Source organism: [Scytonema hofmanni] UTEX 2349, from assembly GCF_000582685.1.
Lineage (GTDB): Bacteria > Cyanobacteriota > Cyanobacteriia > Cyanobacteriales > Nostocaceae > Hassallia > Hassallia hofmanni.
This window is the reverse complement of sequence record NZ_KK073768.1, coordinates 4,833,190-4,850,645: the sequence shown is the minus strand read 5'-3', so window position 1 is coordinate 4,850,645 and position 17,456 is coordinate 4,833,190. Positions and strand designations below refer to the sequence as shown.

Here is a 17,456-nt window from a genome sequence, read left to right as displayed (position 1 = left end):
TACGGTTCTTATGCAAATGAAGTACAACTTTGTCTGCGTTCATCTGCATTCATTCTGGTTACTGAATGATATATTCACACACTTGAAGACTGCTGAACTTAGAGCTTTGTAATTCGGGACTAGATAGAAACTAGCGTCAAGTTTTTAAAACGGAGAAATAGAATTTGTTAGGAACAACTTCGGCATCCAAGAAGCTTGCTCAGATGATCTATGGCTACTGGCAAAGTCAGTGTCTTTATATAGCAACAAACTTAGGTATACCTAACCTGTTACAGTCAGAACCAATGACTGTAGAAGCGATCGCAAAAGCCACTTCTACAAAAGTAGAAACATTGTATGTTGTTCTGCGTGCTTTAGCTCATTTAGGTGTGTTTGTAGAAAAGCCCGGACGTGTATTTGCAGCAACAGAACTCTCAGAAGAACTGATTACAAATGCAGAGCCTTCTCTTGGACATTTTGTGCTGCATATTACAGAACCCTCTATGTGGGATGCTTGGAAAGAATTAGGGAATTCGTTGAAAACAGGGGAAGTAGCTTTTGAAAGGGCACATGGCAAGAAATTCTACGAGTTCTTCATGACGGAAAACCCCGATAGTAGAAATCTGTTCAACAATGCCATGAGCTTTTTAACGAATCAGGCTGTTGATTCGCTGTTTGAGGTCTATGATTTTAGTCAATTTGATACAGTTATGGACGTTGGAGGCAATCAAGGTGCATTGATTGCCCATATTGTCAAGAAATTCGGCTGTAAAGGCATACTTTTTGACCTACCCCATGAGGTTAAGACAGCTCCAACTTTTTTAGCAACCCAGGGACTTGATGAAGATGCAGTGCAAGTCGTTGGTGGTAGTGCCTTGGAGGAGATACCAAAAGGTGCAGATGCGATCGTGATGAAGTATTTCCTCTCCGTCTTTGGTGTTGAAGACGCAATCAAGGTACTAACTCGATGCAGAGAAGCTCTCCCCAAACAAGGTAAGGTAATACTTCTACAGACACTAGTTCCACCTCGTGGTGCGCCAGTAGAATATCCAGATGGGACGATCCCAGCTCTTGCTGCTGTTCAGATGATGGTAACGAATCCAGGGGGTTACTGGCGCACAGAACAAGAATATAAGGATCTGTTTCAAGCTAGTGGCTTTCAACTGGAAAAAGCCATTTACACAGGAACTAGCCTGACGGTGATGGAATTTCAAAAGTCTTCGATTGACTGATAATTGATATCATGTCTGTTTAATTAACAGTAATAAAAACCTACCTACCGTCGTAGAGACGTTCCGGCGGAACGTCTTTACGTTTTACGTTTATCTACTAGAATCCCTCCAGACATGATTTCAAGCATTCTGCTAAAACTTGTAAATGAGGTTCCAAAATTAATGTGTAGTGATTACCAGAAACATCAACAATTTTTATATCTTCCGCATCCATTATAGAGAAGAATTCCACCCACACGAGGGTTGGATCGGGAGCCATAATATGCTTTTCTCTGGCTCTGAACACGGTAACTTTTCCTGGATATGGCTGTTTTTCATAAGAATAAGTTGCCTTTAACGTTCCAACTAACACATCAACAATGCGTCGGTTTTGATTTGATGGCGGTAATATTTTGACTTTTATTGCTTTGTCGAGAATGTAGTTGATTTGTTCGTCAACACTCAAGTGTTTGATTTCATCAGTTGTTACCAGATTATCCTGACCTAACATTCCGCCCAAATACCTGGAAAGAGCACCAACCAAATAAGGAGCGTCAATTTTCTTGTTTTTATCCAACAGAATTGGAACGTAGGAATCCAGTATTGCTAACAACGAGACTTCATGTCCCTGTTTGTGCAGTTGTTGTGCTATTTCATACGCCACAACTCCCCCGAATGACCAGCCACCAATTTGATAAGGTCCTTGAGGCTGAAATTTCTGAATTGCTTGGATATACAGGCTTGCCATATCCTCGACTCGCGTTAAAGGTTCTTCTTCTCCATGAAAACCCTGCGCTTGCAAGCCATAAAACGGTTGGTCGGCACTTAGATATTGCGCTAGTTTGAAGTAAGACATAACATGCCCTCCCGCCGGATGTACGCAGAAAAATGGTTGTTTGTTACCTTTTGGCTGGATGGGAATCAGGGGGGATCGATCAAAAGTATCTGAACTAGTATCAAGAAGGTTGACAAACTTTTCAATGGTGGGATTCGTCAGGATTGCTGATAAAGGTAATTCTTTACCAAACTGCTGCTCGATTGAAGCTATTAAATGGATTGCTGAAAGAGAATTTCCGCCGATTTCAAAGAAGTTATCTTTAACACCTACTGGCTGAATGTTTAAAATCTCTGACCAGATTTTTTCTAATCGCCGTTCGGTATCATTTCGCGGTGTAATAAATTCATTATTTTGGCTGAAGCTAGAAACTGTTGGCTTTGGCAAAGCGCGACGGTTTACTTTTCCACTGGGAGTCAAGGGTAATGCATCTAATATCACAAAAGCTGTTGGAACCATGTAATCGGGTAGCTTCTGCCTGAGGAAATCACGCAGGGTTTCAGGGGTTGGTTGTTGCTGTTGAGCAGTAAAATAAGCTACTATTTGTTTTTCTTCTGATTGATCGGAACGGCTAATTACAACCGCCTCTCGCACTTGTGGATGAGCAGATAAAGTGTTTTCTATTTCCCCAAGTTCAATGCGAAACCCCCGAATTTTCACTTGATGATCTATTCGACTAACGTATTCAATGTTGCCATCATGCAGATAACGAGCTAAATCTCCTGTTTTGTAAAGACAGTAACCCATTGAGAAGTGATTAGCCACAAACCTTTCAGCAGTTAGTTCGGGACGGTTGAGATAACCGCGTGCAACTCCAACACCACCTATATATAATTCGCCAATAACTCCCACTGGAACTGGTTGAAGATAGGAATCTAATATGTAAATTTGTGTGTTAGCAATGGGACGACCGATAGGAACTAAAGCATGAGATAGTTGGGCAGATTCTACTTTAGAGACAGTTGACCAAATAGTAGTTTCAGTTGGTCCGTAAAGATTCCATACAGCGGCACTTTTTTCTAATAAATGCTGTGCCAAGTCGCTGGTTAATCCTTCCCCACCGCAGAGAATTTTCAATTGAGGAGAACCACCCCATCCCGCTGCAAGCAACATCCGCCAACTAGCTGGAGTGGCTTGCATAATCGTAGCACCAGTAGTATCAATTAGCTCTTTGAGTAGCTTGCCATCACTAGCTACTTCTTGTGTAGCTAATACCACCTGAGCGCCTGTAATTAAGGGTAGATATAGTTCCAGAGCAGCAATATCAAATGATACTGTAGTAACTGCCAAAAGCACATCTGACTCTGTGATACCGGGTTCAGACTGCATGGATTTTAAGAAATTCACCACAGCGCTGTGAGGAATTTCCACTCCTTTCGGCTTACCAGTTGAGCCAGAGGTATAAATAACGTAAGCGAGATTTTTCGCCGTGGTACGTGATGCAGGATTATCTTTGCTATGGGTAGCAATATTTTCCTGATTTGTACGCAAACAGACTACTTTCCTATGTTCATCATCAGCAAATAACTTTTGATGATCAGTCAACAACACTGGCACTTGAGAATCAGATAAGATTAATTCCAAACGTTCTTGTGGTAATCGCGGATCTAATGGTAGATAAGCTGCACCAGCTTTCAAAATAGCCAAAAGTCCTACTAGCATCTCTAAAGAACGCTCAATGCAAATACCCACTAAAACCTCTGGTTTAACTCCCAGTGTTTGTAAGTAGTGCGCTAGTTGATTTGCGCGCTGATTTAGTTCACGATAGGTAAGCTGTTCACCTGCAAAAGAAACTGCGATCGCATTACTGTTTCGCTCTACCTGTGCTTCAATTAATTGGTGGAGACACATCGTCAAGTCATAATCAGTCTGAGTCGCATTCCACTCAACCAATATTTTCTTTTCTTCGCTTTCACTCAGCAATGGTAACTGAGCTACCGGCTGTTCTGGATTTGATACAATACTTTCCAGTAAATTATGAAAATGTCTGCTAATCTCAGCAACTGTTGTTTCATCTAACAGATTGCTGTTGTAATGAAAACAACTCTGCAATGATTCAGAAAGCTGGATTACTTCCAAGCTTAAATCAAATTCTACTTCGATTTTCTCGCAGTTTTCCGGTTGTTTTTTGACTAGTGACTCGAATAAATTTGATATATTTTCCTGTTGATTTCCATTATGGAAAGTAAATGAAGCTTGACAAATAGGTGAATCGCTTAAATTAAACTTTGATTGTAATTCCTTTACCAATAAAGCAAACGGATAGTCTTGATAATCTTTTATTTCTAAAACATTATGATTAACTTGATGCAGAAATTTTTTAAATGAATTACTTTCGGAAATAAAATCCCGTGATAGTATAACGTTACTAACTTTACTAGTAAATCTTTCCCAATCGGGTCTATATTGCTGATTTAGTGGCAAAGCAACAAGAATATCTGTTTCATTTGTATAACGGTAAAGTAAAACTTTAAATGCTGCCAAAATAAGGTTCTCAAGGCTGACACTTTCACTATTTGCCAGGTCTTTGAGTAAGCCAGTTAGTTTATTTTTTATTATAAAAATATGGGACGAGCAATCATAAGTTTTTATGGAAGAACGCGGTAACGTACTAGGTAAATTAAGTAAAGGTAATTCTCCCGTTAACTGTTTCTCCCAATATTCTTTAAGTTGTGAGGGAGAAAATGATGCTTTCATCTTGATTGTTTTATTCATATTTAATTATCCATGAAATTATTCTGCCTATCTTTATATAGCGATTCTCACATTCATGAGGTACAGAATATTGAATTAACCGCAGATGAAGATAGATAAACGCCGATGGACGCAGATAAATTTGTACCTCAGCAGACTAAAAAACGCTATATATTTAAACCACTTGTTAATAAAGCTGGTTTCATATCGTGAATATTACACATATTTCCAAAAGCAGTGAGTATTTTTCGCTTAAGTTTAGTATTGAGTCTACTATGAGCAACCTGTAGATTATCCACAATGAGAATATCGCCTTGCTTCCACTGAAAAATAGCTGCATTTTTCCATTCAGCTTTGCCCAATTCTTTCGCTTCTGCTGCTGTCATTGTCGTGCGTTGATTATGGTCATCCAAAAAATATGTATTAAGGGTACTGGTTCGTTTTTGTGAACCATCGACAACAGTCGCTGCTGTTGTTAATCCTTGCTGAATTCTTTTGTACAATTTTGCTGGTAGCCAATTGTAATAGAGTCTTTGCCTAAATGAATACCGTTGTTCGAGGTTTCGATACCATTCTCTACTTACTAAACAATCAACAATGCTCAGACAAAAGCAGAGCCTATTGGTTCTTGGGTGACTGAATAAGGGAATATGAGAACACTCAAAATTAATAGAGCCATCCTCTTGCCATGTAAAATCAAATCCTTGTTCCTGGAGAAGTTTGCTAATCTCGTCTTTCGAGAGTTGCTCGAAGACAATCTCCAATAGATGGTTGGGAACATATCGCACAAATCGCTGAGGAAAGTTGCTAATTTTGTGCTGTAAGCTGGGAGGTAGACTATAAAATAGTTTTTCCGTATTTATGATGGGAGTTTCGCCATATAGTTCGGGCTGATTTTGGCAAAAGAAAGCAAGTACGCTGGGTCGTACTGGTACCATATTGAGTTCATTGTGGGGAGCAATAATCGTATCTGGTGGAGCTTCCGAAGAGGTGAAAACTTTATCAGTTATTCGTACACGATGTGCGCTGCCAAAATGATAAAATGACTCCAATTCGATATTCAGTAGCTCCAAAACTTTTTGAAATTGCTCTGCACCCTCAACTTCAAATCCTCGAAACAAAATAGCTCCGTATGTATCTAACTGTTTATTGAACCAGTCGCAACTTTCGTTGAGTAGTGCTTTTAGAACTGTGAAAGATTTTTCATTGACTGGCTCTATAACTAGAGGTAGTTCTGTTTCAGCACTCGAAAAAGTTTTTTCGTCATCATGCAAAAACCTTAATCTCATGTTTCTTGAAATAGAAGTTGGAAGATTTTGCATCTTATTCATAAGAGTGAAAAATTGTTCCAGTTAGTAATTGACCAATAAGCTTAAAAGTCCCCAATTCTTAATTCCTCTAAACTGATTCAATCTCTGGCTTGATAGCAGATTGACTAAATGAAGTTACATATACGCCTAACATAATCACAACAAAACTTACCAAGGTAGTCCAGTTGAGCTTTTCCGAAAAGATAAACCAAGCTCCTTGAGCGCTCAGGACGGGAACAAATAGATCGCACAAAGAGACAAATCCTGAAGATAATTTGTTGAGGCAATAAGCATAAAGTCCCAGTCCTAGTATTTGACATACCAAAGCTAGGGAAATTACGGTCAACCATCCACTCAAAGAACAAGGGAAAATTCTTTCTTCTGTGAATATAACAATGGGTAAAAGCAAAAGCGTACCGATCGCAGAACACCAAGTCATGATCGCGATCGGACTCAATTGAGTTCGTAGTTCTTCGACGATGAGCGGGTATAAACCAAGAAAACTGGCTGATAATAATGCCAATATATCTCCTTGGAATTTGTCACCAACTGATGAGAAGTCTTGGTAGGCTAGGATACAAGCTCCTAGCATGGCGATAAACATACCCATCAGGAATCTACCGTCAAAGCGCTTTCCCCAAATCAGCCACCCCCCTAAGACGGTGAACAGTGGAGCCAAATTGTGCATGAGCGTAGAGTTAGCGACGCTAGTCTGATTTAGTGACCAAGCCCAGAGAATAAGAGTAGCAAACATTACAAACCCGACTCCTAGCAAGAGCAAGAGTAGCCTGGTTGTATAAACTTGCGGTTTTGGTTCGCTATGAGACAGTCGATTTTGCGCTGCTGTGACTCCATTCCACAATGCAAAGGCAACAGTAGAGATCCAGAACCGATTAAAGATGGTAGCATTTGGACCAAGTTCGCCTTCTTCGCTTAAGCGGATCAGAATTGGCGAGAAAGATAGGGCTATTAAACCTACTACCAATGAAATAATTGCTACCGTAGTTGGTGTTAGAAATAACTGTTCTTGTAGGAATTTAAGTTTAGCTTTGAACATCAATATTTTCCAATTAGTAGGAATATTTGTCTTTCTGACTAATGTGTTGCATTTCGGGATTTAGGAATGTAAATCTACTATTTAGACATACTTATTGTTATAACCGAAGCAACACTAAAGAACGACGTAGGAATATATCAATAAAAGTGAGTATAGCGATTCCCACATTCATGAGGTACAGAATATTGAATTAACCGCTTCGGAAGATAGATAAACGCCGATGGACGCAGATAAATTTGTACCTCAGTAGACTAGGAAAGGCTATAAGTATTGAGTAACTATATGTATACAATTAGCTTACTCAGTCGCCCCCGATCTCTACGAGTTTGCCAATATTAAAATCTATCCTTATCCAGCCTTTTAGCCTTTGCAGATTGTTAAGTAGCAGCAGGGGAATTTGCCAATGGTGAACGGCTAAAAATGGTAGGGGGTCACTCAGACTAAAAATTGCATCCTTACCTCTCAAAATATTCTTGACCCATGTTTTCAGTTGACCAAATGACCTAATATTGGTCAGCCGCCAAATCTCGTGGTACAACCAGTAAGTAGGCTTACTATCAGGCAAAGGCTGCAAAGGATAGTCTGGATCTGGTGCATAGTTCAAATACGCATCCGCGAGTTTTGGATGGTTATAGAACATGGTAATAGCTGAGTGTGTGCGTGGGTTGCACTCGATCGCATAAACTGTTCCATCTTCAGCTTCAATAAAATCAAATGAAATTTGTCCAGTCAGCTTGAGTTCTTGAACAAAATGATTCACCCATTCAAAAATCTTGGGATTCTCCACATTTTCATAATTGACTTGGAAAGCCGATGATTCGCAGCAACAGTACACCCTCAAGGAACCATTTCTGACTGTACTGTGTGTGCAGTACTCTTTTCCAGGAATGAATTCTTGCATCAACCAAGGGTTATCTTTACTAATTGGCAAACCCCGAACATGAGTTATCATATTTTCGCTCTGGTCAATTGGTAGCTTGGTCATATCCAAGCGGTGAATTGAGTCATAGGCAATACTTTTCAGGATGTACTTGCGCTTGGAGTTGGTAAAGTCGAAATTGAGAACTTGTTCGGGATCTGTAATTAAGAAAGTCTTCGGGACAGATAAACCTAGAGAAAGTGCCTTTTGGCTAAAGGTAAACTTATCATCCAGCATCTTTGTGACTTCAGCATCGAAGTGAAAAACTTCACAACAGGCTGACAATGCTGGCTTCGCTAAGGAGTCGTAATAGCTAGCAACAGGACTACATACAGGAACATAAACGTCGATGTTTTCTTGTTTGGCGATCGCAATTAAAGCTCTCGTATATCCTTCTGGATCTTTCTGCGGTGCAGGAACAGTATAGAAGCGATCGACGGCATTAGAAAATCGATGACCAGTCAGCCAGTATTTATGAGTTTCCACCAAAATAACCCGATGTCCAGCCGCGTGAAACGATCGCGCAAGTTGCAGCGCCTTGGTCATTTTACCACCGCTGACCATTATATTTTTTCGGTTCGGGTTGACAACAACTTGCTTAGGAAACAAACGAGTTAAAAAATTCCCAAACAGCGAAGCTAAAACAACAATGCAGTTAATTGGAAATGCTATCACCAGTAATAAGAGCGTAGCAAGATTTTGAAAAGTAGCCACAATAGGCGATATGAGGTTTTGGAATTGCGCCATAAACATTAGGAGGGGGAGGGGGAGAGTGGGGGAGTGGGGGAAGCGTGGTGTGAAACAAGGCTTATTTGAACCCTATTGGCAGAAGTAGTATGACTTCTTCCTTGTCCCTACTCTCCCCCTCCCCTAATTTAGAGACGTCGGATAATGGTTAACCCATCTCGCAAGGGCAGTAGCACTTGCTCAACACGAGGATCATCGGCAACAATGCGGTTGAATTGTGCGATCGCCTCTGCATTGGGAGTTCGCTCTTGGGGAGGTAAATAAACCAGTCCCTGAAGCAGGGTATTATCCACACAGATAATTCCGTGAGGTGCTAGCAAATTACGGTCTAGCAGAGTTTGGAAATACTGCACATATTCCTTCTTATCAGCATCAATGAATACCAAATCGAAGGACTCCTCAGCAGCGGCAAGCTTGTCAAGTGTTTCCAATGCTGACCCTACTTCCACCTGAATTTTTCCTTTGTGAGGAGATTGCTCAAATAAACTTTGTGCCAGGTTAGCCGTGTAAGAATCGACCTCGCAGGCTACTAAACGCCCATGTTCTGGCAGAGCTTCTGCCATTGCAAGTGCTGAGTACCCTGTAAACATACCGATATCCAACACTTGTTGAGCACGACTCATGTAGACAAACATTTTCAGCGTTTGTCCTTCAATGTGTCCTGAGAGCATTTCCTGCTCTAGGGGACGTACTGTGGTTCCCTCAGTGAACTGCTTGCTCCAAGCTTCCTCTTGAGTCCTTTTCGCCAGCGCTGCCAGCGCTTTGGACTCTTGAGTGGTGCATTCTTCTAAGTAAGGGTCGATTCCAGCCGCGAGATGCCACGCTTGCTTGACATGAGATGCGATGGACTCCGACACATTCCCATCTGCTTCGATCATCTGAATGGCAGTTGCCAGATGCTCAACTAAAATTCCGAGTGGTGTTACCGGACGAGCCTTTTGTTGATGTAAGACACTAGACATTGATGGCACTTCCAACTAAAGCGGACTCATTAATTTTCACGTACTCGTCTATCCCAGCACCACTACGTGGATAATTGGCACAGATGCGTTTGTGGTCTGCGATCGCCAAGTCAAGTTCTTCACGAGTCATATCGTTGACAAAGAAGCAACTGCCGATAGGACAAGGCATTGCAGCTCTCTGTAAACCGTCTCTAGTCAAACTGATAGACTCAGTTGCATTCCACACTAATTCAGAGTCCAACATAGGATGGTCAAGAGCAAGACCCAAACGACTCATCATCGATAGGATACGTTCGTGATCTTGGGTTGTGATGTATCCTCGTTTTTGAGCGATCGTTGCGGAGAATGCCATGTCAATATTTACAGCTTGACCGTGGAACAATGGTACATGTGGAGCTAGTTCCAGGGTAGGACTCCAAGTGTGACCGTAGGCAATGACGCGATCGAGGTCTATTTCATGCAAGTTAGGAGTCTCTAACTCCAGCATGGTTTTGATTGCTTCGTAGTTGACTTTATGGGCAATCTCTTTAAGTTCCGGTGTACCATTCACATGTCCAAAGTGAGTGGAAAGCAGTTCTTCCCCATATTCGTATAGCAGTTCAAAGACTTCGGAGTTAGCAACTACAGCAATTTTCACTAACTCTGCCATCCCATTACGAACTTGAGTCGTTGGCAAGGTTTTCAGAAAAGAGAAATCGAGGATAACTTTCAAAGGTGCATGATATGCTCCCAAGCGATTTTTCAACTTGCGATGATTAACTGCGACCTTAATTGCTACACCTGCATCAATTAAACCAATCAACGTAGTCGGAATGCGAATGTAGTTACTCTTGCGACGGTAAGCAGCGCAAGCAAACCCAGCCACATCAGTAATTAAACCACCACCGACAACTAAAACTGGTTCCTTACGAACTAAGCCAAAATCCGAAAAAGCGTCAACAATTTTTTCAAAGGTTGCAAGGGTTTTAGCCGGCTCTGTAATGATGATGGGAAATAGTGTGAGATCAATGTCATAGTGCCTAAAATATGACTTGATCTGCTCACCATAAAGTTCATTGACATTAGCATCAATTACAGTCAGACAGCGACCAAATTTCGCATAGCTATCTGCAACTTCTCTGTTTTTAATGTCAAATGCACCGTTGACATAGACAAGACTAAAATCGATTTTTTCGTAACCTTCGACGTAAAACGCAGCTTCCGTAGCTTCAAACGATGCTTGAACCTTATTCATGTCTATTAACCTTGATTCCAACTAATGTGATATTTCGGCAATAATTCCGATTTACCCTAATGCACGTCCGCAATAAATAATGCCCTTTATCGTTTTAGATTTAAGGTACTAGAAAATTAGCTTCTAATAAAAAGCTAACACTTATTGCTGACTGGTGATGTTATTAAACAACACCATTGATTTGAGTAAATTCTGTAGGTGGGTTAACCTTTAATTCGGCATAACCTCAGACTAGTCAACTAGTCCCACTTGCAATATATTGACATAAAACTTGCATATTTCTTCCGGAATTGTTGAGTTTAAATTTGGGGAATTCATCTTAATTCAGATTTGTTCCACTATGTTTAACTCTAGTGGCTTCCAACTGTACGATTCCGCAAAACTTCTAGCCTATAAAATTGATCGTCTAGTTAATCTCCAGGCTTCAATTTGAAATTCTAACCTTGACTAATCCTTAGTTAGCTGTTTTTTACCATTAGACATATCTGAGTTCATCGTAACAAAACTTTAACATTGTTAAGGAACGGCTGTGTATTAAAAATTTCTAAGTTTGGTTGAATTGGCTTTATAGTTCTAAATTAAGCTATTTTGGCTTAAATCAGGAAATTATTTCCTGGTTAGTAACTTAGAATACAATACAATTCATAACATTAGAAGTATACAAATCATAACATACGTCAAGGAATTTAAGTCAATCCACCATGCGAACTATACTGGGCAATAGGCATTTTTAACAAAGTATGTCTAAAGATAGATATTTTAGGTATCGCCGTGCCAAAGCTGTATAATTTTCCCCACTGCACTTGGCTGAAACACTCGATTGAAAAGGGTTTCAGCGATACTTATTTTCCTGACGTATGAATTGCCTTCAGCAGAGGAACTGGCTGCACTTAAAAAAGAAGAGGGTGAAAATCCAATTTTTGGACGTTTCAAAATTGGGAGCAACGCGATCGCTCGACAATATATCACGAGCATAAATGTATAAAATACAGCCTTTAATCGGGCATTAAATCCGAAAAAACCGATTATGACACCCTTGGATGCCGAATGTGGGATCTAGACAAACTCGGTCTAGCTCAATTTCAATATTAAGGAGTTAATGTACTAAATTAGGTTACTGTCAAAGTAAGGTTGGTGATGTTTTACAACAAACGCATCTCTCTGAGTAAGCGAACAATGCTCCAGAAATGTCAATTCACCGACCTGGGTGATTTTTTTAACAACTTCTTGGGATTGGTTATGCACCATTTTAAACTTGCTCCCAGTTGGTTGCGATTTTTGATTGTTGTCTTGTTGGCGATCGGTATATTTTTTCGCTTTGCTAACCTAGAACGTAAAGTTTACTGGCATGATGAAACTTATACCTCATTGCGGATTTCTGGTTACACAGCACAGGAAGTAAAACAGGAAATTTTTAATAATCGTGTAATTCCTGGGACATATTTTAATAAGTACCAAAGTCTTAATTCCGAAAAAAACTTAGGTGACACAATTAAATCTTTAGCAATAGAAGATCCACAACATCCACCACTTTATTACATAATAGCTCGATTTTGGGTGCTAATCTTTGGCAGTTCGATAACAGCAATTAGAAGTTTGTCTGCTTTTATCAGCTTGCTGGTGTTTCCCTGCGTTTATTGGTTATGCAAAGAATTATTTAGAGTGCCATTGTCAGTCCCTTTTATAGCGATCGCTCTGGTGGCAATCTCTCCGATTCATCTTGTCTATGCTCAAGAAGCACGAGAATATATGCTTTGGACGGTAACTATATTACTATCTAGCGCCTCACTGCTGCGAGCAATTCGACTAGAATCAAAAAGTAAAGCGGTAGGCAAAAAACAGCAAGCACCAAATCCTATTTTTGTCTGGGGGATTTATGCGGCAACTTTAGCACTAAGTTTATATACATTTTTATTAACTGGATTTGTTGCTGTTGCTCATGCTATTTATCTATTTACCATTGCTAAATTTAAGTTTACTAAAACAGTAAAAGCTTATCTTTTCGCTTCCCTGGCGGGCTTTTTAGCCTTTATGCCTTGGATATTAGTTGTGCTGTTCAACTTTTCTCAATTGGACTCGGCAACATCTTGGACAAAGATGCCAATTAATTTTATCAATTTAATTCCAGCTTGGCTGATTCAGTTAAGTCATATTTTCTTTGATTTGAACTTTGGATTTGAAAATCCCCTCAGCTATTTAATTACACCAGTTATTTTAATATTCGTTGGTTATGCAATTTATTTTCTTTATCGGACAACTAATAAAAAAAGCTGGTTATTTATTGTCTTATTAATTGCCGTGCCTGCGCTACCTTTAATGTTAGCAGATTTGCTGTTTGGGGGAATACGCTCATTAAGCGATCGCTATTTATTGCCTTCTTATTTGGGTATTCAAATTGCTGTTGCTTATCTGTTAGCAACTCAGATATATAGCGGAAATTTAGCGCGTCGGCAAATCTGGCAAATGATTACAGTGCTAATAATTACCTGTGGAGTCATTTCTTGTGGGGTGAGTTCCCAAGCCGAAACTTGGTGGAGTAAGGTAATTAGCTATGGTAATGCACAGGTTGCCACAATTGTCAATCAAGCTTCGCGTCCACTTTTAATTAGTGATTCTTTTGGCATTAATTATGGAAATGTCTTTTCTCTCAGCTATCTTTTAGAACCAAAAGTCCGCTTTTTGTTGCTGAAAGAACAAAAGATACCTAAAATTTCTAATCAATTTACAGATGTATTTTTCCTAAATCCGGCAAATGATTTCCGAAAAAAAATAGAAACGAACTATAAATCTAAACTAAATGTTGTTTATCAAGATAATTTTTATTCACTTGGTAAACTAGCAAAACCCCGTAACTTACGCAGACGCAATATTTCAGTTTCAAACAAATAAGCGTTTAACATCATTGGGAAAAACTGAACAGAAAATCTAAACCAATTCTCAGCTTAAATTAATTTTGTCAGGGGAATGAGGCTTTAAAGTGTAATTATAAACGAATTGAAGAACATTAAAGCTATGAAGTTCAAGTTTTTAACAGTTTGTATCGCTGCTGTTTTAACCGTAAGCTATGCAAAAGAGGCAACCTCAAAGCAAGTAAGTACGCAGATGCAGCAGACAACGGTAAGTACTACTGTCGCACAGGCAAGGCAAGGTACAACCACCGATTCTGGAACTTTTAAAGCTGGGGAACACCCTACTCAAGGTACGGTTCGTGTAGTTACCGAAAAAGGAAAACGCTATTTAGAGTTTGATCAAAGTTTCAAAACTGATCAAGGTCCCGACTTGTATGTGATTTTACATCGTTCGGATGCACCGCCAGTATTGGGTATTAAAAAGAAAGATTATGTGAGTATTGCCCGTTTACAAAAGACAAGCGGTGCTCAACGCTATACCCTTCCCAACAATGTTAATTTAGCAGACTTTCGTTCTGTGGCGGTATGGTGTCGTAAATTCAATGCTACTTTTGGCTACGCACCTTTGGGTAAGTAATTATAGTGTGAGTAGCAAAAGGAAAAAGATAATTGGTAATTAAATTTGTAAGTTAGGAGTTAAGTAGAAGAAGGGACAAATACATAAGTATTCAACCGAACTAGCTATTACTCTTAACTTGTTAATATTTAATCCTAACTATAGCGAAGTATAAGAGTGAATCAAATCAAGAAAATTTTTAAAAATATTGATCCCTTTTCATTGCGGGTGCGTTTAACAATTGGTGTTGCTGCCGTTTCAGCTTTGGGATTAAGTAGCCTTGCTATCTGGACAAGTTGGAAAATGGAAGAAATTTTGATTGAAAGTCATAAACATAGTATAGAACAAATAGCTACACGTTTACCAGTATATGTCCAACTTGATCGTGAAATTACGCCATCAGAAACAGGGTTGCAACGCCCAATTAATAACTTAACTACTACCAATACATTGTTATGGATAAAAAATTCAGAAAACAAAATCTTGGCAAAATCTACCATTGGGAATTTGCTATCTGATTCTACAGCAACTAAGTTAATGTCTTTGGCAGATATGCCGACTAAACCCCAAGTTTACAAAATTAATCAACGCTACTTTCTTTTATATTCCGATACATTGTTCGTACAGGGCAAGATGCTAGGAAATTTGTACGTTGTGCAGGATATTACCTACGAACAAAGGATGTTTCAAACAATCTTGAGGAGTTTGAGTATTGCCAGTATTTTGACAATTACAATAATTTCTGTAGCGATCGCATTTTATATTAAATATTCTTTACAACCTCTGCGCCAGCTTAGTCAAATGACAGAAGTGATTTCTGCTGAAGATTTACCAGAAGCGCATTTATATCTTCATAATGCACCTAGCGAAGTCAAAGAACTAACGCAAACATTTAACATGATGTTATCTCGCCTTTCTCAATCTTGGGAACAAGAGCGACAATTTGTTAGTAATGTTTCTCACGAATTACGCACGCCATTAACTATCGTACATGGTTACTTGCAAAGCGTATTGCGGCGGCAAAATAACTTAACAGAAATTCAACGGGAAGCTTTAGAAACAGCAGCATCGGAAGCAGAACGCACGATTCGCCTTTTACAGGATTTACTTGACTTAGCACGGGCAGATAGCGGTTATTTACATTTTCGCATAGAACCTTGCGTGGTGAATGACTTGGTTGCAGAAGTTGTGACTATGGCTGAAAAGTATACCCAGCGCCGAATTACAATTGAATCAGAAAATGGCTCAATTGAGGTAAAAGCAGATTACAACCGCCTCAAACAAGTATTAATTAATTTAATTGATAATGCTGTTAAATATTCGCAACCCGATACAACCGTGATTGTGAAGTTATATCAACAAGAAGAATCGGCAATTATTCAAATTCGCGACAAAGGTTATGGAATTCCTTTACAACACCAAGCACGGATTTTTGAGAGATTTTACCGTGTAGATGAAGCGCGTACAAGTTCCACTGGGGGTTGTGGTTTGGGGTTGTCGATTGTGAAGACACTTGTCGAGGGGATGGATGGAAGTGTAACAGTGCGATCGCGTTTAAGTGAAGGAAGTGTGTTTACAATCACTTTGCCCGCTTATCGATTACCAGAATGAGGAATAGGGGAGGGGACAGGGAGACAAGGGGGACAAGGGAGACAAGGGGGACAAGGGGGACAAGGGGACAAGGGGACAAAAAAGAATTTGCTTCCTCATCTCCCTCATCTCCCCCATCTCCCCCATCTCCCCCATCTCCCTCATCTCCCATCTCCCATCTCCCCATCTCCGTATTGAGAGGCAAATATCTCTTATATTATCCGGAACGGCATCATTTGAATCTGTAGTTAAAGTTGTGCCCATAAGAGAGATATATTCAGCGCTATCCCTGATAACAACTCAAGCGAGAACCGCTATAACTGCATAAGCTAATGAATCAGAACCTATTTATTTATAACAAAAGGTTCAAACCCAAACAGAAAAGGCAACCTAATCATAAATCATCAGGAGATCAATCATGACAAGCTTTACCCAAATCCAATCACAAAACGATTTCCTACAACCAATCCGTCAGTGGATGGAATCGAGAGAAATTAATAATCCTAAACTTGCCCATTTCTTGTGCCAACTTATTCCTGCTCAATGTCCTTTTGAAAGAGATATCAAATTATTTGGACGCAAATTATTTCACATTCCCCCAATGTGTAAGTTAAATCCTCTTTATGAACAAGTAGTTGGTCTGCGTTTCAAAGCTTTGTGTTATCTAGCTGATGAATGCGGTGAAGATGTGACAGCTTATTGCTAAAATTTCATGTTTTTATGATGCAAAAGCTAAAAGTCTATAGTTAATTAACCCTTCAGCCTCAATTAATCATTAGCCAGACTTTGTGCAAACCTGTAAATAATTCAGGCAGCCGACGCAGATATCTTTTCAATTTAACGACCTGAATTTAAAGCCTTACGGTGACAAGCGGCTTTCCAAGCTTACTAATTTTGTCTAATACCATATCTGGTAAATTGCTTATATTGTAGGAAAGACGTTCCACCGGAACGTCTCTACACGATTTGATCGTGTTTTATTAGAGTTAATTTGCCAGAATAATATAATTATTGGCTGGACATGATATAATATCTAGGTCGGCAAATTACTTGTAATGTAAAAACGTTCCGGCGGGTATAGACGTTCCGCCGGAACGTCTATACGACGGTTGCAATGTTTTTATTACTATTAATTAGGGTTTGCTGAAAAAGAAAGAAAAGCTTACATTCTCAGATCATCAGACCAAAGAAATATATTCAGGTGCAAGATAAGAGGCTAAAATAACCCAAAATCCTTGCATCTACGTGACTAGCACTCAGGAGTGGGTTATTAGTACATATGTATCGAAAACAGGGGCAACCTCCAGTCTCACCAGAAAATTTTGGACTTCCGTTTGAAGGAAAGTTGTCATCAGATAATCGTTGGATTATTCTGGGAAATTTAATACCCTGGGCAGAATTTGAAGAGGAATATTCATCCGGATTCTCTGTAGAGATGGGAGCGCCAGCAAAG

At 39.6% G+C, this 17,456-nt stretch carries 12 protein-coding genes; 5 read left to right on the top strand and 7 right to left on the bottom strand.

Going from position 1 to position 17,456, the window contains the following annotated elements; all coding sequences use genetic code 11:
- Positions 1-164 precede the first annotated feature (164 nt).
- Positions 165-1,211, top strand: a complete 1,047-nt coding sequence (locus TOL9009_RS0127165) for a methyltransferase (protein ID WP_038296622.1) — start codon at positions 165-167, stop codon at positions 1,209-1,211.
- A gap of 97 nt (positions 1,212-1,308) precedes the next feature.
- Here the strand turns inward: TOL9009_RS0127165 and TOL9009_RS40645 are convergent, their stop codons facing one another.
- The 7 genes from TOL9009_RS40645 to TOL9009_RS46265 all read right to left on the bottom strand — a co-directional run bounded on the left by TOL9009_RS40645 (position 1,309) and on the right by TOL9009_RS46265 (position 11,917).
- Entirely contained in the window at positions 1,309-4,740 is a 3,432-nt protein-coding gene (locus tag TOL9009_RS40645) for a non-ribosomal peptide synthetase (protein WP_242055666.1), read from the bottom strand.
- A gap of 146 nt (positions 4,741-4,886) precedes the next feature.
- A complete protein-coding gene (locus tag TOL9009_RS0127155; protein WP_260675950.1) occupies positions 4,887-6,050 on the bottom strand; it encodes a TauD/TfdA family dioxygenase in 1,164 nt (387 codons plus the stop codon).
- Positions 6,051-6,117: 67 nt separating this feature from the next.
- Entirely contained in the window at positions 6,118-7,086 is a 969-nt protein-coding gene (locus TOL9009_RS0127150; protein ID WP_029636285.1) for a DMT family transporter, read from the bottom strand.
- Between the two features lie 301 nt (positions 7,087-7,387).
- A complete protein-coding gene (locus TOL9009_RS0127145) occupies positions 7,388-8,752 on the bottom strand; it encodes an ATP-grasp domain-containing protein (RefSeq protein ID WP_029636283.1) in 1,365 nt (454 codons plus the stop codon).
- A 128-nt stretch (positions 8,753-8,880) separates the two neighbouring features.
- Positions 8,881-9,714, bottom strand: coding sequence for an O-methyltransferase (locus TOL9009_RS0127140; protein ID WP_029636282.1), 834 nt, complete (start codon positions 9,712-9,714; stop codon positions 8,881-8,883).
- Positions 9,707-10,948 carry a sedoheptulose 7-phosphate cyclase gene (locus tag TOL9009_RS0127135; RefSeq protein ID WP_029636281.1) on the bottom strand — a complete coding sequence of 414 codons (1,242 nt, stop codon included), beginning with the start codon at positions 10,946-10,948 and terminating at the stop codon, positions 9,707-9,709. The genes TOL9009_RS0127140 and TOL9009_RS0127135 overlap by 8 nt, the downstream gene beginning before the upstream one ends.
- Before the next feature lie 759 nt (positions 10,949-11,707).
- A complete protein-coding gene (locus TOL9009_RS46265; protein WP_144238352.1) occupies positions 11,708-11,917 on the bottom strand; it encodes a hypothetical protein in 210 nt (69 codons plus the stop codon).
- 270 nt (positions 11,918-12,187) lie between these two features.
- Between TOL9009_RS46265 and TOL9009_RS0127125 the strand changes: the two genes are divergently transcribed.
- From TOL9009_RS0127125 to TOL9009_RS0127105, 4 genes are all read left to right on the top strand, one after another.
- Positions 12,188-13,837, top strand: coding sequence for a glycosyltransferase family 39 protein (locus TOL9009_RS0127125; protein WP_029636279.1), 1,650 nt, complete (start codon positions 12,188-12,190; stop codon positions 13,835-13,837).
- Between the two features lie 123 nt (positions 13,838-13,960).
- Positions 13,961-14,434 carry a DM13 domain-containing protein gene (locus tag TOL9009_RS0127120; protein ID WP_029636277.1) on the top strand — a complete coding sequence of 158 codons (474 nt, stop codon included), beginning with the start codon at positions 13,961-13,963 and terminating at the stop codon, positions 14,432-14,434.
- 156 nt (positions 14,435-14,590) lie between these two features.
- Complete coding sequence (locus TOL9009_RS0127115) at positions 14,591-16,024, top strand: sensor histidine kinase (protein ID WP_029636275.1); 1,434 nt, start codon at positions 14,591-14,593, stop codon at positions 16,022-16,024.
- 397 nt (positions 16,025-16,421) lie between these two features.
- On the top strand, positions 16,422-16,709 hold the full coding sequence (locus tag TOL9009_RS0127105; protein WP_029636271.1) for a Mo-dependent nitrogenase C-terminal domain-containing protein: 288 nt from the start codon (positions 16,422-16,424) through the stop codon (positions 16,707-16,709).
- The last annotated feature ends 747 nt before the right edge of the window (positions 16,710-17,456 follow it).

Bases quoted from the DNA above. Each gene is read 5' to 3' on its own strand.
- TOL9009_RS0127135 (WP_029636281.1), bottom strand. From the start codon at position 10,948: ATGAATAAGGTTCAAGCATCGTTTGAAGCTACGGAAGCTGCGTTTTAC.
- TOL9009_RS0127150 (WP_029636285.1), bottom strand. From the start codon at position 7,086: ATGTTCAAAGCTAAACTTAAATTCCTACAAGAACAGTTATTTCTAACA.
- TOL9009_RS0127105 (WP_029636271.1), top strand. From the start codon at position 16,422: ATGACAAGCTTTACCCAAATCCAATCACAAAACGATTTCCTACAACCA.
- TOL9009_RS0127145 (WP_029636283.1), bottom strand. From the start codon at position 8,752: ATGGCGCAATTCCAAAACCTCATATCGCCTATTGTGGCTACTTTTCAA.
- TOL9009_RS0127125 (WP_029636279.1), top strand. From the start codon at position 12,188: ATGCACCATTTTAAACTTGCTCCCAGTTGGTTGCGATTTTTGATTGTT.
- TOL9009_RS40645 (WP_242055666.1), bottom strand. From the start codon at position 4,740: ATGAATAAAACAATCAAGATGAAAGCATCATTTTCTCCCTCACAACTT.
- TOL9009_RS0127120 (WP_029636277.1), top strand. From the start codon at position 13,961: ATGAAGTTCAAGTTTTTAACAGTTTGTATCGCTGCTGTTTTAACCGTA.
- TOL9009_RS0127140 (WP_029636282.1), bottom strand. From the start codon at position 9,714: ATGTCTAGTGTCTTACATCAACAAAAGGCTCGTCCGGTAACACCACTC.
- TOL9009_RS0127155 (WP_260675950.1), bottom strand. From the start codon at position 6,050: ATGAATAAGATGCAAAATCTTCCAACTTCTATTTCAAGAAACATGAGA.